Origin of the sequence: Desulfosporosinus shakirovi (assembly GCF_020595055.1) — a bacterium.
GTDB lineage: Bacteria > Bacillota > Desulfitobacteriia > Desulfitobacteriales > Desulfitobacteriaceae > Desulfosporosinus > Desulfosporosinus shakirovi.
In genome coordinates, this window is sequence record NZ_JAJDOO010000015.1 from 25313 (window position 1) to 50570 (window position 25258).

A 25258-nucleotide genomic window follows, 5' to 3' on the forward strand; every position below is an offset into this window, starting at 1 on the left:
TTCACTCAGCATGCGTAAATCGTATTTATGTGTATTTGGGTCAACGTTTTGGAGCTCTGAATACTACAAATCCACATTTATGCAACTATTTCAATCGGTTTTTCTAAACAGTCGTACCATTGGCTTAGAAAGCATTAGTCATAGTGAGTATTATAGTTTAAATTACCCTTTAGTTATAAAATGGAGGTTTAGTGATGGATATTAAGAATCGAATCCGTAAACAAGCTGAAGACTACTGTAGACAGGGTGATTATTTTTGTTCGGAAGCTATTATCCGAACCATCCGAGATGAATTTAAATTAGATGTGCCAGATGATGTCATTGCGATGGCCTCTGGGTTTCCAGTGGGAATGGGCGGATCAGGGTGAACCTGTGGCGCTTTGGCTGGGGGTATCATGGCTTTAGGTTTGTTTTTTGGACGAAGTGAACCAGGCAGCCCAAAAGTTAATCACACTATGGGACTATCCAAAGAGCTTCACGATTATTTCACACCCTAAAAAGGCCTTTCGGCTTTCCCTTACCTTTTCGGCAGGCTCAGCAGTCACCTTTACCATATTAGGAACAGTATCTTCACTTGTCGGCAAACTAATGGGAAAATCTGCTTCCTGGTGGTATCTTTTGTTGGGGGTACTGATGGTTTTAATGGCCTTGCAAACCTGGGAGATTTACAATTTCATTCCATCAACTACTCTTATTGCCAAGAACACCAGAAGAGGGTACATTGGAGCATTTATAGCGGGAATATTAGGCGGATTATTTTCATCCCCCTGTGCAACTCCTGTCCTGATTACTCTTCTTGCGATTGTAGCGGATAGAGGCAGCTTAATCTGGGGAGTTGTTTTGTTATTGCTCTATTCTATAGGTCATAGTGCCTTAGTAATTGCAGCAGGAACATCTATCGGGTTTGTAAGAAATATGACATCTAACAATAGGTACGGTACATTCAACAAAGGGTTGAAGCTCTTTATGGGCAGTGTAATTCTGCTTATTGCCTTTTATATGTTCTATTTAGGATTTTAGAAAATTTGGCCTTGAGTATGGAGATTACAGAAACTAGTGCTTGTTATTCGCAACAAAAAAAGATCAAAATGATCAACTTAAGTTTTTGGCGACATTATTTTGACAAATTGCCGTTTATGATTATTTGTGATAATGTACTACAGGCACTCTCGATATTTAGATGCCCTCAATGAGTTAATCAGTTAGGGGTATTTTCTTTTTGCTCCACGGGGAACACTATCGAAAGTAGCTTTTTTTGTAAAAGTGAGGTTTGTATGGAAAGTTTATCCTTCAGAGAGTCATGGTTAGGCAATATCAAAAATGACGTATTGGCGGGACTTGTCGTTTCCCTGGCTTTGATTCCAGAGGCGATTGCCTTCTCAATTATTGCCGGGGTAGACCCAATGGTGGGGCTGTATTCCTCTTTTATCATTCCGATTGTAATTGCCTTTGTCGGAGGAAGGCCCGGAATGATTTCGGCGGCGACAGGAGCAATGGCTCTTTTATTTACTACTTTAGTAAAAGATCATGGCATCGAGTATCTGTTGGGTGCTACGATACTCACAGGACTATTTCAGATCTTATTTGGGACCTTCAAACTGGCCAGGTATATGAAATTCATACCTCGCTCTGTGATGGTTGGGTTTGTTAATGCTTTAGCAATTATGATTTTCATTTCTCAATTTCCTTATCTTTTAGGCCAATCATTGCCGGCTTACGTTCTGACAGTGGGGGCTTTAGTGATTATCTACGGTCTACCCCTGATAATAAGGTCAGTCCCTTCTACACTTGTGGCGATTGTAGGGATTACAGCTATTGCCATAATACTTGACATCAAGGTTCCTGTGATCGGAGACATGGGAACTATTACACGTTCCTTGCCCAGTTTTTCCATACCTAACCTGCCGATAACCCTGGAGACATTGTTAATTATTGCACCCTATTCCTTTGCTTTAGCAATGGTAGGGCTGACTGAATCATTGCTCACCGCCACGATTGTGGATGACATGACGGATACAGGGAGTAATAAAAACAAAGAGAGCCAGGGTCAGGGTATTTCCAATATTATCGCGGGTTTATTCGGAGGGATGGCCGGATGCGCTATGATTGGTCAGTCAGTCATTAATGTGAAATCAGGTGGAAGAGGTCGATTATCTACGTTTATTGCAGGGGCGTTTCTGATCGTTCTAATTATTGGTCTCAGGGATTATGTTGTGCAAATTCCTATGGCAGCCTTAGTTGCCGTCATGATTATGGTCTCTGTAGGGACTTTTGACTGGCAATCGCTTAAAACCTTGGGAATTACTCCTAAAACGGATGCCTTTGTGATGATTTCTACCGTTTTGACGGTTTTAGTCACTCATAATTTAGCCTTAGGCGTTATGGCGGGAGTTATTCTAAGCGCTGTCTTTTTTGCAGCCAAAATTTCTAAGGTTTATGCCAAGAAACAAATAGAGCCTGACGGGTTAGTGAAAACATACAAAATCAGTGGGCAGCTGTTTTTCGTCTCTGTAACAGATTTGCTGAATGTCTTTGATTTTACGACGGATAATAAGGATAATATTCAAGAAGTCATTATAAACTTCAGCAATGCAAATCTATGGGATGACTCAGCTGTTGCTGCCATTGATAAGATCGTCTTTAAATACCGGCAATACAATATCAAGGTAACGTTGAGCGGACTAAACGAGCAGAGTGCACGATTGATTGATAAATTGGCCAGGCACACAGATTTGAACTCTGAGCCGCCTAAACACTGAGAAGTGATAAGATATAAATTTATAAATGGGAGGTTGAACTTATGTTTAATAAAATCCTATTGGCAGCCGATGGCTCGGAACATTCCTTAAGAGCTGCAGAAAAAGCAATCTTGTTAACGCAGAATAATCCTGAGGCAACCATTGAGATTGTCTATGTGATCAACAGTGAGGCATCTAAAGCGGACGTCTTGCGTGAGTTAGATACCGACGCAATAACCCTAAAAAGAAATAAAAAATTGCTTCCCATACAAGAGAAGATGAAACAGGCGAAGGTTGAGTTTAAGATAAAGTTTATCCACGGTGAGCCGGGACCTGTCCTCGTCAAATATGCCAATGAGGGTAAATTTGATGTTGTTGTCATCGGCAGCCGGGGCTTGAATACCTTACAGGAGTTTGTCTTAGGGGGAGTTAGTCATAAGGTTGCCAAAAGGGCTAATTGTCCTGTTTTAATTGTAAAATAGGTCTTTCAAAAATGAATTAAAGAAATGAATGAATAAATGAGTAAGCCAGTTTTTCTGCAGAAGGGAAAACTGGCTTTTCGCGTTCATAATATGTCTAAGATTAAATGCAATCTATTTACAAATAATGGATCCAGGATTCATAAGATATATTCGGTGACAAGCTGGAATTTAAAAGGTAGAATATAGGGATAGTAAGCACTACCCAAGAGAACTGAATGTAAAATGCTGGCGAGGGAGGGTTCAAAGGTGTCCAAAAAAGATTTTACCCGGCGAGAAATAATTTGGATGGGTGCTTTAGGCGTTGCCCAGCTGGGAATATTAGGAACTGCCGCTTCAGGCTGGTGGAACCTGAAGACCAATCAAGAACGTCCCAGGATTCAGCTTTCCCAATTACAGACTCCTCCCAAACAGGAACTTGAATCAGAAGGAAAGCCTGTTTTAAATATTGCCGTGGCTTCTGTTATCTCGCCCATGGAAAACGTCAATCTTTATGGGGATTTGTTAAACATTATCGGAGAGCGCATCAACATGAAGGTCAAGATGGTTCAACGGCAAAACTACAGTGAAACCAATCGTTTAATTGAAGCCGGAGAGGTACAGTTAGCATTTATTTGTTCAGGGGCTCTTATCGGGGATATCGGTGCCAATCAAATTAAACAAATCCTGGTAACTCCCCAAATTGCCGGGTCGACTACCTATAAATCTTACATCATTGCCCCTTCATCCTCCGGAGCATCCTCTCTTAAAGATCTGAAAGGCAAGTCCTTTGCCTACATGGATCCCTTATCCTTTTCCGGTCGAATTGCTCCTCAAGTGATGCTTAAAAGAATGGGAAACCAACCGGATAATTTTTTTAAGAAAACCATTTACACCTATAGTCATGATAAATCCATTCGTGCCGTGGCTGAAGGAATTGTTGATGGTGCCGCTGTTGACAGCTTGATTTATGACTTGACCGTGGCCCGGGATGCCAGCATCCTGGGAAAAATCAAAGTGATCGATCAATCGGAAGTCATGGGGAACCCTCCCGTTGTTGTTTCTCATAGGGCTGATCCTGAGCTGGTAGCTGCTTTGAAAAACACTTTGCTGACCATGCATATGAATGAACAAGGGCGTAAAGCTATGGAACTATTGCATTTTGATCGTTTTGTTCATCCCGATCAAATGCTCTATGAAAAAATAGAAATAATGGCCCAAGAAGTAGGGTTGGTATAATATGTTTAAAAGGGAGCTTGCTAGGATCAAGAATATTACTTCTCGAACAGTCCTGAAAATACAAGAATCAGCACCACTTTCTGTGAAAATCATGGGGATTGTGGGCTTGTTTATCTGCTTATTGGGTTTAACGGTTATTATTGATATGCGCTCCTATATGACCGACATTTTAGATGATCAACTCAAGAAACGAGCAGTCACCATTGGGAATGAAGTTGCTTCCGAGAGCATGAATCTAATCCTGGTGGGAGACTTAATCGGTCTTTATGAAAAGACTAAAACTGTTTCCTTACACAATGAAGATGTTCGCTACGTGCTGATTCTGGATGAGAAGGGACAATTAATTGCCCATAATTTTGGCCAGGGAATTCCTGCAGGCTTGCTGGAATTACGCCATCCTGAGGAAACCCCTGATGAAGAGAATGTCATAGAAGTAGACTCTGAAGAGGGAGTTATACTGGATGTCCTCGTCCCCCTGGGCAAGAATACGGGATGGGTACGAATTGGCATGTCTGAAGCGAGTATGAACCAAACCATTAATGCTCTTTCTGTGAAGTTGATGGTCACGACCCTTGGCATAACTATGTTAGGTTTGTTCGGCGCATTCTTCATGTCCCATCTGCTAACTCGACCTATTAAGCGCTTAGTAGAGGCTAGTGGAGCTGTGGCTGATGGAGACTTAAGCCATAGAGTCGATATTCAAGGGCGAGATGAGATCGGACAACTTGGTCGTTCATTTAATGGGATGGCTGAAAGCTTAGAACGATATACCCAAGAGCGAGAAGCCTTATTGGCGGAATTAATGGATAAAGAACAAATACGTCAGCAATTACTCAATAAAGTGATTACCGCCCAGGAAGAAGAGAGAAAACGAATATCTCGCGAACTTCATGATGAGACGAGTCAGAGTATAACCTCCCTGATCATTGGGCTGAAACTTTTAAGTCAGGAAACCGACCTGGAACAAGCAAGAGCGAAGGCGGAAGACTTGAGAACAGTTGCTTATCTGACTTTAGAAGATGTACATCGCCTGGCTGTAGAACTACGGCCTACTATATTAGATGATATGGGTTTGATTGCCGCCCTGGAACGGTATATCAATGAATACAAACGTCAACAGGCCAACTTGATGGTGGATCTGGAGGTGCATAATCAGGTAGCGGGGCGCTTGCCAAGTGAAATAGAGACGACTCTCTATCGAATTGTCCAGGAAGCACTGACCAATGTGGCTAAATATGCCCAGGCCCGCAATGTCAGCATCGTGCTGGAGATTCGCCCCGGAGGCGTGAATCTGATTATTGAAGATGATGGTGTCGGTTTTAACGTTGAACAGATTTTAAAGGAAAGCAGTCAAGGACGCCAAAACTTAGGTCTGGCGGGTATGCTGGAACGGTCAACCTTGTTAGGCGGAACCTTAGAGATTGAATCCGAACCCGGTCAGGGGACTACTCTCTATGTAAGGCTACCCTTAGAAAGTGAGGTAAAGCATGATCCAAAAGACAAGAGTTTTACTGGTCGATGACCATACCATCTTGCGTACGGGGTTAAGAATGTTTTTTGATTCTCAAGCAGACATGGTGGTAGTTGGAGAAGCTGTGTCCGGTGAAGATGCCCTGGAAAAGGTACAATTACACCAACCTGATGTGGTGATTCTGGATATTTCTATGCCGGGCATGACTGGAATTGAGGCTATTGCCCGGATTAAGCAATTAACCCCTGAGGCCGGGATACTCATGCTGACCATGCATGAAGCTGAAGAGTATCTGCAACAGGCCATGCAGGCCGGTGCCAGTGGTTATGTTCTGAAGAAGGCTGCAGACTCTGAACTCTTAGAGGCGGTGCGGGCAGTGGCCAGGAAAGAGATCTTCCTTCATCCGGCCATGACCAGCCTGCTTATACAGTCCATCTATCATTCGGAACCCAAGGAAGGTCTTAAAAAAACCATTAATTTAACCAGTCGAGAAACGGAGGTTTTAAAGCTGGTAGCTTTGGGTCATACCAATAAGGAAATCAGTGAAGTCTTATCCGTGAGCATTAAAACAGTGGAGACCCACAAGTCTAGAGTTATGGAAAAGACCGGGTGTGTAAGACGTTCGGAATTGGTTCGCTATGCTATGCAAGAAGGCTATATTTGAGGCGCTCTGGTCGGGCAGCTTTGTGGGCCGTACCGCCTCTCCATACGATTCCTTCACTCCTGTGCAAGAAGCTGCCTTTGCGGTCTTTTGGTATGGGGGTTTTTCATTTTCTCCCTGCGCAAAAACCCTGATAAATTTTCAGGGTTTTTACTGATTATTAAATAAACTAATCTATGCAATAATGAAATCAATCACAAAGGTGAAGATTTTTGTAAGGAGGAAGACCATGGCTCAAGATGATATTATCATTACGATGCAAAAAGAGGTAGAAGCCGCACTGGCTCGCCCGGCAGAATCAGTTAAGTGGGGTATGTTAATCGATACGCGCAAATGTGTTGGCTGCCATGCCTGTACCATCGGTTGTGTTTCTGAGTACAAGCTCCCCCCGGGAGTGGTTTATCGCCCGGTGATGGAGGAAGAGACCGGTAGTTTTCCCAAGGTTAAACGTTCCTTTTTAGCCCGACCCTGTATGCAATGTGAAAGCCCACCCTGTGTCAAGGTATGTCCGGTGGGAGCAACATTTAAGCGAAAGGACGGAATTGTGGAAATCAATTATGAAAAATGTATCGGATGCCGCTCCTGTTTAGCCAACTGCCCTTATGGGGCGCGGACCTTTGATACGGGAAGTTACTATACTAAGGCCACACCACAACTCCAACCCTATGAAACAGCAACCTTTTATGAATATGGGAAGAACTTTTCCAGAACCGGGCATGGGTCAGCTGTGATTGGCAGTGCTCGAAAATGTCATTTTTGTACAAGCAGAATAAAAGTGGGGATGCTGCCCGTTTGCGTCACAACCTGCATAGGGCGAGCCACATATTTTGGTGACCTCAATGACAAGAGTAGTCTCATCAATAAGGTACTAAGTTCTGGAAAACCTACTCGATTAAAAGAACACTTGGGGACAGGACCTCAAGTTTATTATCTATAGGAGGTGATAGGGCATGAATAAACTAAGTCAATTGGTTTTAGGTTTACTAGCTTTGCTTGGGATCGGTTCTGCAGTTGGTAAAGCCTTTATTTGGGGAGATTCCGTGGTCAATTACGGCAGTTATGTCCCCTGGGGACTATGGGTTAGCCTATATATCTTTCTTGTCGCTGCGGCTGCAGGAGCGACATGGTTTGGCTTCTTCTTGGGATACAAGAATAATTCGGTGCGTTGGATTAAATTGGGATATAGTTCTGCAGCAATCTCACTGATTGGGGCTCTTGCCTTTATTGCCCTGGATTTAGGGAAACCTATGAAGGGAATTAGTATCTTCTTTTCTCCATCCTTTGAGTCTCCCTTGGCCTGGGCGTCATGGGGATATGCACTATTCATTATAGCTGTGGCATTTATGATTTTTAAAGGGGTTTCAAGTTTACGTTCACCCTTAGTCTATGTGGGACTTGCTTTATCTGTCCTATTTCTTGGGGCTGAAACCTTGTTCTTTGGGGATATGATTGCCCGTCCTCTTTGGAATTCCTGGGGGAGCGCCTTAGCCTTCGTCACCTCAGCGATTGTGGCAGGGGGAGCTTTGATCTATGGAGCAGCTGCCTTGTGTGCCCCTGATTTGCTTCAGCAAGCTGGTAACGGTCTGCGTAAATCATTACTATACGCCATGGTATTGCATCTTGTGGTCGAAGTAGGCCATCTTGCCTTAGAAACAAATTTACCCGAAGCCATGGCCCAAATGACAGACTGGAAATTCTGGGTTCTGTTTGTGGGTATTGGGGGCGTAGGTGCTATTATCCTTCTTACAAAACCAGCAACAGCCCTTTACGGAGCACTTCTCTCGTTATTTGGGGTACTGGTTTACAAAGTCACATTTGTTACCGCAGCCTTTACACAACCGGATTTAGCAGGATTACCGGAGGCGTTCCAAGATTATAGATTGAGTCTTAGTTATAGTCCATCGATTTTAGAATGGTTGGTTGCAGTAGGGCTCCTAGCCACTGTGATTTTAGCAATTTCTTGGTTGATTCCTAAAGTATTGGTTGACCATACTAAAGGTTCAACAAAATCGAATAGATCAGTTAACGTTTAGGATAAGGAGGCAGACGAATGAGTAAGAAAGAAACCGCTGGGTTAGACCACATACTCACTAAGAAAAAGATTAGCAGAAGAACATTTTTAACGGGAGCGACAGTCGCTACCGGCGCAGCGTTTGTTGGCGGAAGCCCATTATTTCTAGACATGCAGAAGCGAGCCTATGCGGGTACGGAAGCTCAGGAGTACGGATTTAATAATCCGGAAACCATCATAACTTCCTCCTGCTTGCAGTGTAATACAGGGTGTCCTATTAAAGTGAAGTCCGGTGAGGGAATCCCCTTGAAAATTGAGGGAAGCCCCTATTCACCTTGGAACCTTTATCCTCATTTGCCTTATAAATCGGATTACAAAGAAACGATTAGCAAAATAGATGCGGCCATCTGTCCGAAAGGGCAGGCAGGACTCCAGGCTTACTACGATCCTTATCGGATTCGCAAAGTCTTAAAACGTGTTGGAAAACGAGGGGAGAATAAGTGGGTTGGAATTCCCTTTGAACAAGCCCTGGAGGAGATTGCTAACGGAGGTAAACTCTTCGCTAATGTACCGGGGGAGGAAGACCGTGTAGTGGAGGGGCTCAATCAGATCCGAGGGGTGAAGGATGCCAAACTTGGGAAAGAAATGTCCGAGGAAATCAAAAAGCTTCTTGCTGAGAAAGACAAGGACAAGAAGCAACAGCTCGTCAATGAGTTTAAGGTTAAATTCAACGAGCATTTGGATAAATTAATTGATCCGGAACATCCGGACTTTGGTCCAAAGAATAACCAATTCGTTTTTCAGTGGGGTCGTTTAAAGGATGGACGTGGAGATTTGCTGAAGCGCTTTACTATCGGAGGTATGGGGTCCATCAATGCTCACGGTCATACAACAGTCTGCCAAGGTTCTCTCTACTTCACAGGTAAAGCTATGAGTGAACAATGGCAATATGATGCAGCAAAGAATGCCATGTCTTGGACAGGGGGAAGTAAATTCTACTGGCAGGGAGAGTACACCGGGGCAGAATTTATTCTCTTTGTCGGGGCCAATCATTTTGAAGCTAACTATGGACCGCCCCTTCAGACCTCTCGTATTATTGATGGTCTTTCATCCGGTCGTCTTAAGTTTGCCTGTATTGATCCCCGTTTCTCCAAACTAGCTTCTAAAGCATGGAAATGGATTCCGGTTAAACCCGGAGAGGATGCCGGGGTTGCTATGGGTATGATCCGTTGGATCATCGAAAACCAACGCTATGATGCTAAGTTTCTAGAGTGTGCCAATAAGGCAGCTGCTAAAGCTGCGGGAGAACCTACTTGGTCTAATGGTGCTTGGCTCGTGAAAGTTGAAAACGGAAAACCAGGTGCTTTTTTAAGAGCCCAGGAAATTGGTGGTGCTAAAGTTAAGAAGACCTCTAAAGAGGGGTTAGAGTATGAAGATGAACTGTTTGTTGTGCTGAAAGACGGTAAACCCGTCATGTTTGATCCCAACAGTGAGACCGAGGCTGTAACCGGCGACTTGCTCGTAGACACCGAAATCAATGGGATCAAAGTGAAGAGCGCTCTAATGATTCTGAAAGAAGAAGCCAGTAAGAAAACCATTGCTGAATGGGCTGAGATTGCCGGGGTTGAAGCGGGGGACATTGAAACTCTGGCTAAGGAATTTACGAGTCATGGTAAAAAAGCCGTGGTCGATATCCATCGTGGACCTTCCCAGCATACTAATGGCTTCTATAATAACTTTGCTTGGTTTACCCTCAATGTCTTAAACGGAAATTTTGACTACAAAGGAGGTTTCATAAAAAAATCCGACTACAGTCCAGCCGGGGCTAAAGAAGGTCAGGTTTATAAGGTTGCTAATCAACCAGGTAAATTACCCGAATTCGGAGTCTCTTTGATTCGCCATAATGTGAAATACGAAGATACAACCATCTTTAGCGGATATCCCGCCAAGCGGCCTTGGTTCCCACTAGCCAGTGATGTCTATCAGGAGGTTCTTCCGTCTATGGGAGATGCATACCCTTATCCCGGCAAGGCATTGTTCCTTTATATGGGTTCACCTATATACACCCTGCCGGCTGCCGGTCCCTTAGTAGATATTTTGACGGATGTCGAGAAAGTGCCATTGTTTGTCACCTTTGATATTACCGTGGGTGAAACTTCGACTTTTGCAGACTATATCATACCAGACCTCACCTATTTGGAACGCTGGGAATTCCAAGGGGGCCATCCGAGTATTCCCCATAAAACTCAACCGATTCGCCAGCCGGCGGCCCTGCCCCTTACCGATAGTGCGACTGTCTATGGACAAGAGATGCCCCTGAGTTTTGAAAGCTTCATTCTGGGCCTGGCTGAGAAGATGAACCTGCCCGGTTTTGGACCGGATGGGTTTGAAAAAGGAGTTCCCCTTACCCATCCGGATCACCTCTACTTGAAACAAGTGGCAAACGTAGCTACAGATGGTAACCCGGTTCCTGATGCTAATGAGGAGGAAGAGAAGATTTTCCTCGCAGCACGGAAGCATCTTCCTAAATCAATCTTTGATCCGGAGCGTTGGCAAGACGCCTGTGGAGCTGCCAACTGGAAAAAGGTCATTTATGTGCTCAACCGAGGGGGGCGCTTCCAGGATGATTCGGATACCTTCGATGGAGAAAAACTAAAAAACAAGTATGGCACACTAATTAATATTTATCAGGAGAAAACCGGCAAGACCAAAAATTCTATGACGGGTAAGAGTTTTATTCCTCATGCAGCTTATGTCGCCGGCCCGGCGGATTGCACCGGGAAGTTGCTGACGGATGAAGAAGATGGTTTTCCCTTTAGCTTGATCACCTATCGCCCAATTCACCACACCAAGTCCAGAACTGCCGGGAACTACTGGTTATTAGCACTGGAGAAAGAAAACAGTATCCTGATGAATGGGGCTGATGGGGAAAAACTAGGTATCCGGGATGGGGATAAAGTTCGGCTGCTTTCGGCGACGAACCCAGACGGTGTTTGGAAGCTGGGACCGCAAGGGGAGATTCAGATGGTCGCAAAGGTGAAATTAGTTCAGGGGATACGTCCCGGAACCGTCGCCTTCCACGTAAGCTTTGGTCACTTTGCATATGGGTCTCGGGATATTACCGTGGACGGCAAAGTGATCAAAGGAGATCCCCGGCGAGGGAAAGGAACACATTTTAATCCGGTAATGCGAGTAGACCCTGTGCTAAAAAATGTAGGCCTCCAGGATCTTACCGGGGGAAGTATTTGTTTCTATGATACCCGAGTGAAGGTTGTCAAGGCGTAGCCTGGTAAGGAAAATTATACTCATTAAACGTTTGTTAATAAAAGTAGGTTTTATATAAAGCTTTGCCTATAAAATATATGTATCTGTTCAAGAGGGGGCTGTAGCAAAACTTGAAGAATTTTTGAGCTGGTGGTACGTTACCCCAGAAAAAGAGGATTATACATCTTGACGTGGTGAATAGATCCTCTAGTATATAGGGAAATATCGAATAAAGAGGGGATGTAACAAACTGGAAAGTAAGTTTAGTTACATCCCCTCTTACCTTAACTAAATCTTAGTGCCAGCATTGGTATCGCATTATAGCCTGAAGATAGTTAAAGATCTTATCAAGAAATATGACGGAAAGCATAGAGAACTGACGCTAATCTAAATTGCTGCGTAAGCAGTGCTTATTCGACCCAAATTATTGCTCCGGCACCCTGAGTTAAGCCTCCACAAATAGCACAAGCCGCATAACCGCCGTCATTTTCTTGGAGATTATAGGCGGCAGTCATCATTATACGTGCACCGCTTGCCGTGTTTGGGTGACCGACAGCGATGGCACTTCCGTTAGGATTGAGCTTTTCCTTAAGCTTTCGATATTGAGTATTATCATTATCCAAGATCGGTTGAGCTGATGCTTCGTTAACCATCGCCTTGTAGTCACTCTTAAGGAATCGTTCATTGGATAAGAGTTTAAGTGAAACCAAGGGGACGCAGGCAAAGGCTTCATTGATTTCGATCAATTTGATCTCATCCATGGTCATTTTTGCGTCATCAAGGCATTTCTTAATGGCAAAAGCAGGGGAAACTGGCATAATTCTTGGTTGCAGGGCAATGGCAGAAATTGCAACTAAGGTATAAAGAATAGGCAACCCCAGTTTCTCGGCATTTTCTCTGGTTGTGATTATTTGAGCAGTAGCACCGTCATTCATTCCGGGGGCATTTCCTGCGGTACAGGTTGGGTTGCCGAAAATTGGTTTTAATTTCGCCAGTTTATCCATAGTGATATCAGGACGGTATTGCTCATCAATATCTAACACTTTGGAAGAGATGACATTTCCTTTTTTGTCCTTTTGAGTTATTTCAAGGGGCTGCATTTCATTTTTAAAAAATCCGCCTTCCCAAGCTTTACCGTATTTTAGATGGCTGTCCAGAGCTAACTCATCTTGTTCTTTGCGGGATACATCATACTCAATGGCGACAAAACCCGAATCGACAGCTACAGGAGCATAATCCTTATATCCTAGGGGAATAATCGGATCTTCGATCATAAAGGAAGAATGCTTTTTCCCTTCCCAGCGAATGTCTCGGAGTAAAAAGGGAACAGTGCTGAAACTCGTTGACCCTCCGGTCATGACAATTTTCGCTTCACCTAATTTGATGCTTCGGGCTCCATATTTAACGGTACTCAGGGCAGAGGTGCAAGCTTGGTCATAGGCCAGCGAAGGGGTCTCGGGGGAAATCCCAGCTTTCAGCATTGTTTGACGTGCGACAACGGGTGTAAAGGGATCCTTTGTGCTGCTGGTGTCCCCATTACCCCACCATACTTCGTCAATTAAAGCCGGATCCAGGTTGATCTTTTCCATTGAGTTTCTCATGGCAATGGCCCCGAGATCGTAAATATCAATATCTTTCATTGAACCACCGAATTTACCAAAAGGTGTTCTAACTGCACTTACACAAACGATATCATCCTTGCTTTTTTGAAAGCTCATAATAATTCCACCTCGTTATTTTCTTTATTCTAAATTCTCTTTACAAAACCCGACCGTAAATTTCAGCATATTGGCCTTTCAACTCATCTCTAAAGTTTGGATGGGCGATGCTGATCAGAGCTGCAGCTCTTTCTCTCTCAGATTTGCAAAATAAATTGACAGCCCCATATTCAGTAACAACCCAACGAACATCATTACGAGTTGTCGTTATAGGGGTTCCGGGTTTTAGTTGACAGGAAATTCTTGAGATTGTGGCGTTTTTAGCAGTGGATTGGAGGACAATAATGGGTCGACCATTCTTGGAAGCTGCTGCGCCCCGGATAAAGTCTAATTGTCCGCCTATGCCACTGTACTGTTTGGACCCCAAGGCTTCAGCACAAACTTGACCGCTCAAGTCAATTTCTAAAGCAGAATTGATGGCCACCATATTATCATTTTGAGCAATGACACAAGGGTTGTTGACGTAATCAACGGGATGAAATTGAAACATAGGATTTAAATTGATATATTCGTAAACCTTCTTACTCCCTTGAGCAAAGGTTAGAATGATTTTTCCTGGATTTAAGGTTTTTTTAGAGCAATTAACGATTCCGGACTCAATAAGATCAATAAGACCATCGGAAATCATTTCCGTGTGAATGCCCAGGTCACGTTTATCCTTGAGGTAGTGAAGTATGGCATCTGGTATAGTTCCGGCACCCATTTGGAGTGTATCGCCATCTTTAATAAGCTTAGCTACATTTCGACCTATGGCTTGAGTAACTTCATCCATGGTTGCAAAACGAGTGAGTTCCAGAATAGGGCCATGGTTCTCTACAATGTAATCAAGATCACTGACATGAACAAAGGTATCTCCATAGGTACGTGGGACATTTGGATTAACTTCAGCGATGACTACCTTCGCACATTTTACTAACTCTTTCGAGTGATCGACTGACATTCCCAGACTACAGTAGCCATGTTCATCAGGCGGGCTAACCATCGTGATAAAGACGTCAGATCCTAAATAACCTTCGCGAAAAGCTCGAGGGAACTCGTGAAACATCAGCGGGAAGAAGGTCCCACGGTTTTCCCAGATTGATTTTCGGGTATTTGCACCGACAAACATGGATTTCAAGATAAAATGACCTGCCATTTCAGGTTTACAGTAAGGTGAACTACCAAGGGAAACCCCTTGGATTATGGTGACATTTTCCAACTCAAGGTAACGTTTGGCTAGAGCCTTTACAAGTAGTTCTGATTCGCTTGCTGCATGACCGGGTATAACGAAATCACCTGACTTAACGACTTTTACTGCTTCATCAGCAGTTGTTAAGCGGCTCTTATACGTTTCTCTCCAATCCATTAGGAAGACACTCCTTTCAAACTATAAGAATTTGGACTAAACTATCTATAAGCAAAAATCATGCCAAATACATGTGTAAGATACAAATAGAAGTTAGATGTCTAATCTACCGTTTGAATGGATAATTATCATCTTACTCAGAGAGAATATATAGTAAAACTACAACGCTTAACTGTTGTAGTTTTACTATATATGTAATAGATGCAATACATTTAACATTGACAGTAAATCATATCACAATGGATAGTCGACACTGGAGCCGGTAGAATAGACCTGTCTTTAAAGTGTTGTTCAATTCTTTATTATAATTTATAATTATTTATACTTTATAATTTTTCCTGTCAGTGAACTATTTAATTAATAATAAGGGTGAAATTAATGATTGAGACAAAAAGTTCTATTAAAAGCAACTCATATTCCCTTCAAGAAGTCATGGATAATTCTTATGATTCAATTTTTGTTACTGATGCCACGGGGAATATTTTAATGGTAAATCCGACAGCTGAACGACTTCTGAACTTACCAACGACGAAAATGGTCGGTAAAAATATCAGAGAACTTGTTGAAGAAGGTTATTGGGATAAATCAATTGCCCTGGAAGCCATCGAGAAGAAAACAACAGTGACTGGAGTAATTAAAACCCGGGATGGTGTAAATCTGATGTGCACCAGCCGGCCGTTACTTGATACTCATGGAAACATTACGATGGTTATCAGTAATAGCCGGGATCAGGATACGCTTGTGAAATTAGCTCAGACTTTGGACAAAGAGAGGGAACTTGTTCAACGCTATAAAGATGAAGTTCAATATTTAAGGGATCAAGGTTTTAAGAACCGGCATTTAGTTGCTGAGAGTCTGGCCATGAAAAACTTACTGCTTGAAGCGAATTCGGTAGGACCAACAGAAACATCTGTCCTCTTATACGGCCAATCTGGTACAGGTAAAGAAATACTGGCAAAGTATCTATATAGTATCAGCGGCCGATCGAAAGAAGCCTTTATCACGGTGAATTGTTCAGCGATTCCCGAAAACTTAATTGAAGCTGAATTGTTCGGTTATGAAAAGGGATCCTTTACGGGTGCAGATGCCAAGGGAAAACCGGGATTATTTGAACTGGCCGATAAGGGGACGATCTTCCTTGATGAGATCGGTGAGATGCCGCTTATCCTTCAGGCAAAATTATTGCGTATCTTAGAAGACGGCGAAGTGAGAAGAATTGGGGGAACAGCTTCAAAAAAAGTAAACTTTCGCTTAATTTCTGCTACAAATCGTGATTTGAAAGTGATGGTTGCGGGTAAAACCTTTCGGGAAGATCTCTTTTACCGGATTAATGTCGTTCCTCTTCATTTAACTCCTCTGCGCGAACGTCCCGAGGATATTATGACTATGAGTAATATCTTCTTAGAAGAATTAAATAAAAAGTATGGGTACGACAAGGTGTTTTCAACTGAAACCCTCCAAGGATTTCTGAACTATAGTTGGCCTGGAAATGTCCGCGAACTTCGCAATTTGATTGAACGCTTAGCGATAACAACCAGGGGCCGCGTGATTGATTACCAGGTTGAGGAAATGACAAATTTAGCGCGAAATATTGTGACTAACCTAAATCATCAAGAAAACGGGACCTTTCATATTACTGTAAGTTCAAAAGCCCCACTCAAGAAGACAATGGATCAAGTCGAGAAGGAATATATTAAAAATATTTTACATGAATGTAATGGGTGCGTAAGTGAAGCAGCGAGGATACTATGCGTTGACCGCTCAGCAATCTACAGAAAGGTTCAAGTGGTCAATCTAAGGAATCAGAAATAAAAAGTTGAATATGAATATGAATCAAAGCCTCTTCAGCAGTTCAGTTTGAAGAGGCTTTGATTTTGTCTTTCATCCTTTTAGTTGTGAAAATAATATATATAGTAAATTTGCAACATAAATTATAGCGAATTTGCTATATACGAAGAGTTTATGCCATGAAGGCTTACTTCAAGATTCCTAAAAACTCTTTACAAATCGAAATATAAATATTCGTTTATCATTTGGCATGTTTTTTGCGTGTGTTGAAAACATAGGACCCAAAAGATGTTGGAGAGGTATCTCTGAACAAAAAAGTATGTAGAGAAAGGTGTTGTTTGTTTATGGCAAGATTTGATGGAAGAATTGCCTTAATTACCGGTGGAGCCAAAGGGATCGGGGAGTCGATTGTGAGGAAGTTTTATGCTGAGGGAGCAAAGGTTGTGATAATTGATGTCGATGCGGCCGGAGCTCAACAATTGGCACTCGAACTTGACCCCAGCGGCGAAAAGGCTATTGGTCTGGGATGTAATATTGTCAATCGACCTGAGGTGAAAGCTGCTTTCGTAGCGATTGCAGACAAGTTTGGTACGGTGGATATCCTTGTGAATAATGCCGGAATTACGCGAGATGCCATATTTCATAAAATGACAGAGCAACAATGGGATGATGTGATCGCCGTGAATGGTAAAGGTTTATTTAACTGCACACAAGAAGCTTGGCTGATTATGAAAGATAAGAAATACGGAAAAATTTGCAATTTGTCTTCGACAAATTCCAGCGGCGAAGCCGGACAGGCTAATTATTCTTTTACCAAAGCGGGTATTATTGCTGTGACGAAGAGTCTGGCCAGAGAAGGCGGAAGATATAATATCAATGTTAACTGTGTACGACCCGGTGTGATTGATACTGAGATGATGCGTGCTGTGCCGAAGAATGTGCTTGAAGATTTGGTCAACAAGACCGCATTTAAGAGAATGGGGAAACCGTCGGAAGTAGCTGACGCCGTCGCATATTTGTGCAGTGAAGAAGCCTCCTGGGTTACTGGGGAGGAACTTTTGGTGGCCGGAGGCTACATGTACAGATAGCTCGGGATACTAACGGCAAGCCGACAGTATAAGGGCGAGGAGGAATAGTGTTGCAAGAGGTTGTTATAGTCAGTGGGGTTCGTACTCCCATCGCCTCATTCGGTGGTGCCCTGAAAGGGTACGGGGCGGCAAATTTAGGGGCGCTGGTTATTAAAGAAGCGGTTCGCAGGGCAGGGATTCAAGGAGAGCAAGTGGATGAAGTCATCATGGGAAATGTTTTGCAAGCCGGGCTGGGTCAGAATCCCGCCCGCCAGGCAGCCTTAAAAGCAGGGCTACCTGTGGAAACGACTGCGCAAACCATTAATGTGGTTTGCGGTTCGGGACTTAAATCGATTGTTTCTGCGGCTCAGGCCATTATGGCCGGAGATGCCGATATTGTTGTAGCAGGCGGGATGGAAATCATGTCGGATGCCCCCTTTGTCTTGAACCAAGCCAGATGGGGCCAAAGCATGGGCAACGGCACAATTGTAGACAGTATGATCAAGGATGGTCTGTGGTGTGCCTTTAATGATTACCATATGGGGATTACTGCGGAGAATGTCGCTGAAAAATTTAGCATTGGCCGCGTGGAGCAGGATGAGTTTGCAGCTGGGAGCCAGGAAAAGGCTGTGGCTGCAATTGAAAAAGGACGGTTTGCGGAAGAGATCGTACCGGTGGTTATTCCGCAAAGAAAAGGGGAAGCGGTTATTTTCGACACCGATGAACACCCCCGGACGGGAACAACGGTGGAAACTTTAGCGAAGTTAAGACCCGCTTTCAAAACAGACGGTACGGTAACCGCCGGCAATGCTTCCGGCATTAATGATGCGGCGGCGGCCTGTGTCATGATGAGTAAAGAGAAAGCTGATTCCTTAGGGCTCGCTTATCTTGCGGTATTGAAAGGATATGGAATGGCAGGGGTGGATCCGGCTATTATGGGAGTCGGACCGGTCAACGCTGTAAAAAAGGCTTTGCAGAAAGCAGACGTCGGGATGGAAGAGCTTGATCTTATTGAAGCCAATGAAGCCTTTGCCTCCCAGACCTTAGCAGTGGCCAAGGAATTGGGCTTTCCACCAAAGAAAGTGAATGTCAATGGAGGTGCAATCGCTTTAGGGCATCCGATTGGCGCAAGCGGCACCCGGATTCTCGTAACTTTACTGTATGAGATGAAGAAAAGAAACGATAAACTCGGCCTGGCGACCCTTTGTATCGGCGGCGGGCAGGGGATTGCGGTTGTCGTTGAGCGCTAGCGGCTAATATCAAAACAGGATTTGCGTCATCTAAAAAGCGCAAATCCTCATAGAAAATATAATACGTCTGATATAAAGGAGTGGGGAATATGCCATTACAACAATTAAATTCAAATACTTTTGAGGAGATGATTTACGACAAGGGGAAGCCTTGTTTGGTTATTTTTTCAAGAAAAACCTGTCACGTTTGCAAACAAGTTGTGCCGCTTTTGGAAGAATTACAACCGAAATATGAAGGTGTCTTTGGTTTCTATTATGTCGATATAGAAGAAAATGCCGGTTTATTTCAGCGGTTCTCCTTAAAAGGTGTGCCGCAAATTCTCTATTTTAATGAAGGGGAATTCCAGGGAAAACATGCCGGACTTGTGGATGAGGAAAAAGTGGAAGAAAAAATTGCAGCAGTCCAAGAAGCTTAATGAAAAAGGAGTAGAGTGAAATGGAAGACGCCAATAATTCTTATGACTTGATCATCATTGGCGGCGGACCTGCCGGCCTTTCTGCAGCGATTTATGGCGGCAGAGCGAAACTCAAGACCCTTCTCATTAATAAGGGGACGCTGGGGGGAATGGCTGATACCACCCGGGAAATTGTGAATTATCCGGGAACTATCAAGGTCAGCGGCCCGGATCTCATGGGTGATTTTGCCAAACATGCTGAAAGCTTTGGCGTTGAGTTTTTAAAAGATGAGGTTGTCGGTACGGATTTTGCCGGGGAACGAAAAAAGGTGACCACGAAAAAGAAGAAAGAATTCTTTGCTAAGGCAGTAATTATTGCTGTCGGTAATGAACCGAGACTTCTGGACATCCCGGGGGAAAAGGAACTTCAAGGCAGCGGGGTTGCCTATTGTGCAACTTGTGATGCGGAGTTTTTCGAAGGAGAAGATGTCGTTGTCATCGGAAGCGGAGACCAGGCCATCGAAGAAGGCATGTATATTGCCAAGTTTGCGCGAAAAGTAACCGTTATTGTACTTCACGATGAGGGGATTTTAGATTGCAATAAAGTCAGTGCCGAAGGCGCGTTGAGGCACGAAAAGATGGAATTTGTCTGGAATTCCACGATTGAAGAAGTCTTGGGAGAAGAGAGCGTCGAAGGGGTAAAAATCAGAAATATCAAAACAGGGGAATTAACTGAATTTCCTTGTCAGGGGGTATTCTTCTTTGTGGGCATGATTCCTTCCACGCAGTTTTTAAAAGCAAGTAGACTGGAGATGGACAAAAGAGGGTATATTCCTGTCAGCGAACAGATGGAAACGAATCTGGAAGGTGTTTATGCCGTAGGAGATAATCGCAGTAAATATTTGAGACAAGTGGTTACGGCAGCAAGCGACGGCGCAACAGCGGCAGTAGCGGCCGAACGATATATCGAAGAGCAAGACTCCTTTCAACTGAAGGTTTTGCAAAGTGAGAAAAAGGTATTGCTCCTCTTCTTTGACGCTTTTAATCATGAGAGCCTGGAATTCAGCACCTCATTGGAAGAAGTCAACCTGGAACTCCCGGAAAGCTACAAGATCGTCAAAATAGACATGGCTACCAAGAAGAATTTGGCACATAAATATCAGATTGACAAGGTGCCGTCCGTGGTGTTGCTGGAGAAAGGGCTGGAAATCAAGCGCCTGAATTGTTGCACAGGTAAAGACAAGCTAAAATCTCAATTATAAAATATCCATGGGGATAAGGGTGTAAATAGTCATCCCCGTCCGTGGGGGCTGTACAATGGTATTCTACATGACGGTTATCATAATATTTGGATATACCTAAAGTTTAAAGTTCGTTTGAGTTATAGAGTAAACAGCAGAATAGGGAAGGAGATACTTGAAATGCGGACATTGAAAGGAAAATACGCAGTAGTAACCGGAGCCGGTAAGGGGATCGGTGCGGCTATCGCCAAACGCTTCATTGAAGACGAAGCTGCGGGCGTCGCTATATTGGAATATGATTACGAGCTTGCCAAAAGAACTGCGGCAGAAATAGACCCCTCCGGAGAAAGAGTGCTGGCTGTGAAATGCGACGTGGGAAGCGAGGCGCAGGTCTCAGAAGCGATCAAAACGGTGGCGGAAAAATTCGGAACCATCGATATCCTGGTCAATAACGCCGGGATCACAAGGGACGCAATCTTCCACAAGATGACGGACGAAGCATGGCATGCGGTGTTAAACGTAAACTTGAACGGTACCTACTATACCTGCAAATATGTTTTTCCCATAATGCGTGAGAAGTGCTGCGGCAGGATCGTCAATATTGCCTCAACTTCCGCCTTTGGGAACCCGGGCCAGGCGAACTACGCAGCGTCGAAAGGAGCGGTCATCAGTTTTACGAAGACTCTGGCCAAAGAAGGCGGGCCCAAAAATGTTACGGTCAATTGCATCGCACCGGGGTTTGTCAATACGGATATGGCCAACGAGGTGCCGCCGGAGATCTTAGCTGAACAGATCAGGCAGATCCCGTTAAAGAGGCTGGGAGAACCGGAAGATATCGCCGCGGTTGCGGCATTTCTCGGGAGTGACGACGCGAGCTACGTGTCAGGACAGTGCATTGTGGTCAGCGGCGGATCGAGATAAAGAATAAGATGGGATGAACATCGACAAAACAAAAGCGTCCTCACGCCACTTTGGTAGTGTAATGAGGACGCTTTTTGAGGGTTGTAACCACTTAGTATTTTAGAGACTGAGTTTTCACATGCCCCTTTTATCTTAAGCGTTAGTCCAACATTAAACATTAATTATCCGAAAATATCCGCATGAAATTCGCAAGAAACTTTGGACGATATTGGTTCTTTTTATAAATTAAACATATATCCAAATTAATTTGAAAATCATCCAATAATAGTATTTTTACTTGAGGATTTTCATTTAACTTCCATGTACTAATGTAAGGTTCAGGAATAATTGTAATTCCAAGGCCTAATTCTACTAATTTAAGGGCAATATCTTGAGTGTCTACAGAGTAAATACTATCCCTTTTTATAGCATCTCCTAATAAGCTGAAAATCTCTTCCCGATAAACCCCTTGACGCCGCAAAATTATTCGTTCATCCAATAGCTGGTTGAGTGAAATTTTATCTTGTTTTGCAAAGGGATGATTATATGAAACAATTGCGACAGAACTTACGTTCGACAATATTTTGCATTGCATATCTGATAATTCAATGACTGATTTTATTCTACTGTTCACAGAAATTAAAGCTACATCAACATTACCATTAAGAAGGCACTCAATAAGTTCTAATGTTCCGCTTTCAACCATTTCAACTCGAATGTCGGGACAAATTTTTGCGAATTCCATCAATTTATTAGGGACTATATCAAGCGTTGTAACAGAAACAAAACCCAGTTTGATAGATCCGACTTCCGGATTAACTATTTCAGAAATAGCATTTTCCATGCTGGTAACTGCTTCAAGGACGGATTTGACTAAGGGCAGAAGTTGTTTACCTTCCGAAGTTAAGGCGATTTTTCTTCCTTGCTTCTCAAATAATGGTAACCCAATTTCTTTTTGAAATTCATTAATTTGCTGGCTTATTGAAGGTTCACTTATAAAAAGCTTGGCTGCCGCTTCTCTCATTGTTCCATACTTAACGATAGAGTCAAAATAGCGAAGCTGCCGCATTTCCATCCAATCACCTCGTTTAATTGATAGCTAAAGCTTATCAATCATTCTTAATCGTTAATTATCACCTCAGATTAACTATAGTATAATTCATTTAAAGAAAATTGGAAATACAATTCAAAAATAAGGGTTTTCACTAAAATCATGATTATGTTTACTCTTTACTATAAAAGTGTACCTGGTGAAGGATAAAGGATCTAAAAGGAGAGGGATACAATGTCGTGGAGGATAATTCCTTTGGAACTAGGCCGTCTTAGTGTGTTTGCCAAGGTTTTGGCATGGGATGAAAGTTTGAACAATGAAGGGAATACAAGGAGAACACAAGTGCCCCTGATTGGTTGGTTACTCATCAATGACCAAACCGGAGAGAAACTATTGGTTGATAGTGGGGGAGGCGAGGATGAGGAATTTGGGAGAAAATATCATAACCCGCTAACCTGTAAAACAGAGAATCATTTAGTTGTAGCTTTAAAGAAGTTCAACACAACCGTAGAAGAAATAAAAACAGTGATTTTGACCCATCTGCATTGGGATCATGCCTGGGGTGTCTTCAAATTGCCTCAAGCTAAAGTAATCGTACAGAAAGCCGAATTACAATATGCTGTGGCGCCGGATGCCAAATTTATTAGAGTATATGAGTTGGATCTTTCGCACCAGATCCCATATTTCATGAGATATTTCAATCAGATTCAAACGGTTTCCGGTGATGTGGATTTTGCAGACGGAATTAAGTTATTGTTTCTGCCCGGACATTCAGCAGGTTCACAGGGGGTGATGGTTGATACAAGTAAAGGTAAATATATAATTCCCGGTGACTTAGTCAATATAAAGAAGAATTGGGAAGAAAATCTTCCGCCGGGAATTCACACTGATCTGGAGACTTGCTATGCGAGTATGAAAAAGTTACGGGAGATTGCTGCTGAAAATAAGGCAACCGTACTGTACGATCATGATATTGCTGCGTTTGAACAATTAAAACATATGCTTTAAAGACAAATGAAGAGTGGTTTGATGCTTAGTATCTTCGTTGATAGGAACCTAGGATTACTATGGATGAATTTATTATAGAAAAACAAGTTTGCTTTTAAAAACAGAAAGGTGGTGTATGGTGAGATGAATTTAGTTCTCCTAATTGGGCGGCCGACCTATAGGAGAGCGCTTATCATGTTAAACAAACTAAACAGATAAAGTACGTATCTGTACTTTATCTGTTTAAAATTAGGTAGTGAGTGCTCATTCTTCTAAATGTAGAGGGAGGAAATTTATGAACACACAACTTGAAGGTAAAACTGTATCCGGAATTTCCCAGAACCTAAAACTGTCTAATACTCATTACTTTATTATTATTTGTGCAGCGCTGGGATTTTTTGTTGATTCACTTGATTTGTATATCGTAGCTTATGCAATGCCTTTTATGGTAACTGAGTGGAAGATTGACGCCATTACCAATGGCGTTTTAGCTTCAGCCGGTATCTGGGGTGCACTTATTGGATCTTTAGCATGGGGACCTATTTCAGACAAAATAGGACGAAAATGGTCCCTGGTTCTAACAATAGCTGGATTCTCAGCACTTACCGGAGCAATTTATTTCACAACAAATACAACCCAATTTATGGTTATTCGCTTTGCATCCGGCTTTTTCTTGGGGGGTGCAATACCCATCGCAGGTGTTTTCACCTCGGAAATTGCACCTTTTGCAATTCGGGGAAAATTAACATCTGTCTTAGGTTGTTTTTTTCCGGCCGGTTTGTTGGGCGCTTCGCTGATATCTCTTTTTATTGCCCCGGTTTTTGGTTGGAGAGCGATGTTTATCGTTGGAGCGGTACCAATTATCTTAGCAGTTGCATGTATCAAATTACCTGAGTCACCACTTTGGCTGGCTGCTAAAGGGCGTCAAGAAGAGGCGATTGCAGTATTAAGGCGCTTAGGTGCAAGTGAAGAAGATTTAAATCAGGTAATTATAGAAAAAGCCAAGGATGAGCAAGAGATAAAAACAAAGAAAGTTTCCCCAGCAGTACTTTTTGGACCTAAATATAGAAAACGCTTTGCTTTTACGACTTCTTTCTATTTCTTTACGAATCTTGCCTACTTTGGCTTTGCAATGTGGCTGCCCTCCCTTTTGAATACCGTATATGGAATACCTAAAACCGAAACATTTAAGCTTACCCTGGCAGTAGCGTGTGTGGCCATATTAGGCAGAGCATATTCAGCTTGGGCCATTGAAAAGTTCGGACGAAAGACCATGGCTTATGTGGGTTACGGTGTTGCCGGAGCGGCTTCCATAGCCGTTATGTTCGTTAACAATGTAACTCTCTTAGTAGCTATACTTATTATTATGCCTTTCTTTTATGAGCAAGGTGCAGGACTCACCGTATCATGGGTTCCGGAACTCTACCCGCCTGAAATAAGGGCTACGGCTAATGCCTGGTCAAACTCGGCAGGAAGAATTAGTTCAGCCTGCGCTCCGATCCTCTTTGGATATATTATATCAACAGGTGCAGTTTTTGGAATTTATTTAGTGATGGCGGGATGTTTCTGGTTGTTATGCTTCTTGTCCAAAACCATAGGGATTGAAACAAAAGGCAAAACATTGGAAGAAATTGAAGCAGCATAACGTTTTGTGACATTTCTGCTTGCTTCAGA

The 25258-nt window shown here is 43.1% G+C and carries 20 protein-coding genes and 1 pseudogene; 18 read left to right on the forward strand and 3 right to left on the reverse strand.

Features of this window, described 5'->3' with window-relative positions; translation table 11 throughout:
- Window positions 1–194 precede the first annotated feature (194 nt).
- The 10 genes and pseudogenes from LJE72_RS14180 to LJE72_RS14225 form a co-directional block, all read left to right on the forward strand.
- A pseudogene (locus tag LJE72_RS14180) lies at window positions 195–488 on the forward strand (C-GCAxxG-C-C family (seleno)protein); the annotation flags it as partial.
- Window positions 424–1020, forward strand: a complete 597-nt coding sequence (locus LJE72_RS14185) for a cytochrome c biogenesis CcdA family protein (protein WP_229248384.1) — start codon at window positions 424–426, stop codon at window positions 1018–1020. The pseudogene LJE72_RS14180 and the gene LJE72_RS14185, both read left to right, overlap by 65 nt.
- A 254-nt stretch (window positions 1021–1274) precedes the next feature.
- Window positions 1275–2759 (forward strand): SulP family inorganic anion transporter, encoded by a 1485-nt coding sequence (locus tag LJE72_RS14190; protein ID WP_229248317.1) that lies wholly within the window; start codon window positions 1275–1277, stop codon window positions 2757–2759.
- Window positions 2760–2800: 41 nt separating this feature from the next.
- Window positions 2801–3220: a universal stress protein gene (locus LJE72_RS14195; RefSeq protein ID WP_229248319.1), complete on the forward strand. Its 420-nt coding sequence runs from the start codon at window positions 2801–2803 to the stop codon at window positions 3218–3220.
- 246 nt (window positions 3221–3466) lie between these two features.
- Window positions 3467–4435, forward strand: a complete 969-nt coding sequence (locus tag LJE72_RS14200; RefSeq protein WP_229248320.1) for a substrate-binding domain-containing protein — start codon at window positions 3467–3469, stop codon at window positions 4433–4435.
- A 1-nt stretch (window position 4436) separates the two neighbouring features.
- Window positions 4437–5957: a HAMP domain-containing sensor histidine kinase gene (locus tag LJE72_RS14205; RefSeq protein WP_229248321.1), complete on the forward strand. Its 1521-nt coding sequence runs from the start codon at window positions 4437–4439 to the stop codon at window positions 5955–5957.
- Window positions 5923–6570: a response regulator transcription factor gene (locus LJE72_RS14210; protein ID WP_229248322.1), complete on the forward strand. Its 648-nt coding sequence runs from the start codon at window positions 5923–5925 to the stop codon at window positions 6568–6570. The genes LJE72_RS14205 and LJE72_RS14210 overlap by 35 nt, the downstream gene beginning before the upstream one ends.
- Window positions 6571–6796: 226 nt before the next feature.
- On the forward strand, window positions 6797–7504 hold the full coding sequence (locus tag LJE72_RS14215; RefSeq protein WP_229248323.1) for a 4Fe-4S dicluster domain-containing protein: 708 nt from the start codon (window positions 6797–6799) through the stop codon (window positions 7502–7504).
- Between the two features lie 13 nt (window positions 7505–7517).
- A complete protein-coding gene (nrfD, locus tag LJE72_RS14220; protein ID WP_229248324.1) occupies window positions 7518–8600 on the forward strand; it encodes an NrfD/PsrC family molybdoenzyme membrane anchor subunit in 1083 nt (360 codons plus the stop codon).
- A 17-nt stretch (window positions 8601–8617) separates the two neighbouring features.
- Window positions 8618–11863: a molybdopterin-dependent oxidoreductase gene (locus LJE72_RS14225; RefSeq protein WP_229248326.1), complete on the forward strand. Its 3246-nt coding sequence runs from the start codon at window positions 8618–8620 to the stop codon at window positions 11861–11863.
- Window positions 11864–12252: 389 nt separating this feature from the next.
- Here LJE72_RS14225 and LJE72_RS14230 read toward each other — a convergent pair whose 3' ends face one another.
- Entirely contained in the window at window positions 12253–13560 is a 1308-nt protein-coding gene (locus LJE72_RS14230) for a thiolase family protein (RefSeq protein ID WP_229248327.1), read from the reverse strand.
- A 40-nt stretch (window positions 13561–13600) separates the two neighbouring features.
- On the reverse strand, window positions 13601–14905 hold the full coding sequence (locus LJE72_RS14235; protein WP_229248329.1) for an acetyl-CoA hydrolase/transferase family protein: 1305 nt from the start codon (window positions 14903–14905) through the stop codon (window positions 13601–13603).
- Window positions 14906–15283: 378 nt separating this feature from the next.
- On the opposite strand from LJE72_RS14235, the gene LJE72_RS14240 reads away from it, so the two are divergent.
- From LJE72_RS14240 to LJE72_RS14265, 6 genes are all read left to right on the forward strand, one after another.
- Entirely contained in the window at window positions 15284–16717 is a 1434-nt protein-coding gene (locus LJE72_RS14240; protein ID WP_229248331.1) for a sigma-54 interaction domain-containing protein, read from the forward strand.
- Window positions 16718–17037: 320 nt separating this feature from the next.
- The gene (locus tag LJE72_RS14245; RefSeq protein WP_229248332.1) at window positions 17038–17781 is read left to right on the forward strand and encodes a glucose 1-dehydrogenase; all 744 of its coding nucleotides are present in this window, start codon (window positions 17038–17040) and stop codon (window positions 17779–17781) included.
- A 50-nt stretch (window positions 17782–17831) separates the two neighbouring features.
- The gene (locus LJE72_RS14250; RefSeq protein WP_229248333.1) at window positions 17832–19010 is read left to right on the forward strand and encodes an acetyl-CoA C-acetyltransferase; all 1179 of its coding nucleotides are present in this window, start codon (window positions 17832–17834) and stop codon (window positions 19008–19010) included.
- Between the two features lie 89 nt (window positions 19011–19099).
- Complete coding sequence (locus LJE72_RS14255; protein ID WP_229248334.1) at window positions 19100–19426, forward strand: thioredoxin family protein; 327 nt, start codon at window positions 19100–19102, stop codon at window positions 19424–19426.
- A gap of 20 nt (window positions 19427–19446) precedes the next feature.
- Window positions 19447–20667: an FAD-dependent oxidoreductase gene (locus tag LJE72_RS14260; protein WP_229248335.1), complete on the forward strand. Its 1221-nt coding sequence runs from the start codon at window positions 19447–19449 to the stop codon at window positions 20665–20667.
- 159 nt (window positions 20668–20826) lie between these two features.
- A complete protein-coding gene (locus LJE72_RS14265; RefSeq protein ID WP_229248336.1) occupies window positions 20827–21567 on the forward strand; it encodes an SDR family oxidoreductase in 741 nt (246 codons plus the stop codon).
- A gap of 157 nt (window positions 21568–21724) precedes the next feature.
- On the opposite strand, the gene LJE72_RS14270 is transcribed toward LJE72_RS14265, so the two are convergent.
- Complete coding sequence (locus LJE72_RS14270; RefSeq protein ID WP_229248337.1) at window positions 21725–22621, reverse strand: LysR family transcriptional regulator; 897 nt, start codon at window positions 22619–22621, stop codon at window positions 21725–21727.
- A gap of 210 nt (window positions 22622–22831) precedes the next feature.
- On the opposite strand from LJE72_RS14270, the gene LJE72_RS14275 reads away from it, so the two are divergent.
- Together LJE72_RS14275 and LJE72_RS14280 are read left to right on the forward strand one after the other, a co-directional pair.
- Window positions 22832–23605 carry an N-acyl homoserine lactonase family protein gene (locus LJE72_RS14275; RefSeq protein WP_229248339.1) on the forward strand — a complete coding sequence of 258 codons (774 nt, stop codon included), beginning with the start codon at window positions 22832–22834 and terminating at the stop codon, window positions 23603–23605.
- Window positions 23606–23879: 274 nt separating this feature from the next.
- Window positions 23880–25229 carry an MFS transporter gene (locus LJE72_RS14280; protein WP_229248341.1) on the forward strand — a complete coding sequence of 450 codons (1350 nt, stop codon included), beginning with the start codon at window positions 23880–23882 and terminating at the stop codon, window positions 25227–25229.
- The last annotated feature ends 29 nt before the right edge of the window (window positions 25230–25258 follow it).

Bases quoted from the DNA above. Each gene is read 5' to 3' on its own strand.
- LJE72_RS14230 (WP_229248327.1), bottom strand. From the start codon at position 13,560: ATGAGCTTTCAAAAAAGCAAGGATGATATCGTTTGTGTAAGTGCAGTT.
- LJE72_RS14225 (WP_229248326.1), top strand. From the start codon at position 8,618: ATGAGTAAGAAAGAAACCGCTGGGTTAGACCACATACTCACTAAGAAA.
- LJE72_RS14215 (WP_229248323.1), top strand. From the start codon at position 6,797: ATGGCTCAAGATGATATTATCATTACGATGCAAAAAGAGGTAGAAGCC.
- LJE72_RS14275 (WP_229248339.1), top strand. From the start codon at position 22,832: ATGTCGTGGAGGATAATTCCTTTGGAACTAGGCCGTCTTAGTGTGTTT.
- LJE72_RS14280 (WP_229248341.1), top strand. From the start codon at position 23,880: ATGAACACACAACTTGAAGGTAAAACTGTATCCGGAATTTCCCAGAAC.
- LJE72_RS14205 (WP_229248321.1), top strand. From the start codon at position 4,437: ATGTTTAAAAGGGAGCTTGCTAGGATCAAGAATATTACTTCTCGAACA.
- LJE72_RS14245 (WP_229248332.1), top strand. From the start codon at position 17,038: ATGGCAAGATTTGATGGAAGAATTGCCTTAATTACCGGTGGAGCCAAA.
- LJE72_RS14255 (WP_229248334.1), top strand. From the start codon at position 19,100: ATGCCATTACAACAATTAAATTCAAATACTTTTGAGGAGATGATTTAC.
- LJE72_RS14190 (WP_229248317.1), top strand. From the start codon at position 1,275: ATGGAAAGTTTATCCTTCAGAGAGTCATGGTTAGGCAATATCAAAAAT.
- LJE72_RS14195 (WP_229248319.1), top strand. From the start codon at position 2,801: ATGTTTAATAAAATCCTATTGGCAGCCGATGGCTCGGAACATTCCTTA.
- LJE72_RS14210 (WP_229248322.1), top strand. From the start codon at position 5,923: ATGATCCAAAAGACAAGAGTTTTACTGGTCGATGACCATACCATCTTG.
- LJE72_RS14265 (WP_229248336.1), top strand. From the start codon at position 20,827: ATGCGGACATTGAAAGGAAAATACGCAGTAGTAACCGGAGCCGGTAAG.
- LJE72_RS14260 (WP_229248335.1), top strand. From the start codon at position 19,447: ATGGAAGACGCCAATAATTCTTATGACTTGATCATCATTGGCGGCGGA.
- LJE72_RS14240 (WP_229248331.1), top strand. From the start codon at position 15,284: ATGATTGAGACAAAAAGTTCTATTAAAAGCAACTCATATTCCCTTCAA.
- LJE72_RS14270 (WP_229248337.1), bottom strand. From the start codon at position 22,621: ATGGAAATGCGGCAGCTTCGCTATTTTGACTCTATCGTTAAGTATGGA.
- nrfD (WP_229248324.1), top strand. From the start codon at position 7,518: ATGAATAAACTAAGTCAATTGGTTTTAGGTTTACTAGCTTTGCTTGGG.
- LJE72_RS14235 (WP_229248329.1), bottom strand. From the start codon at position 14,905: ATGGATTGGAGAGAAACGTATAAGAGCCGCTTAACAACTGCTGATGAA.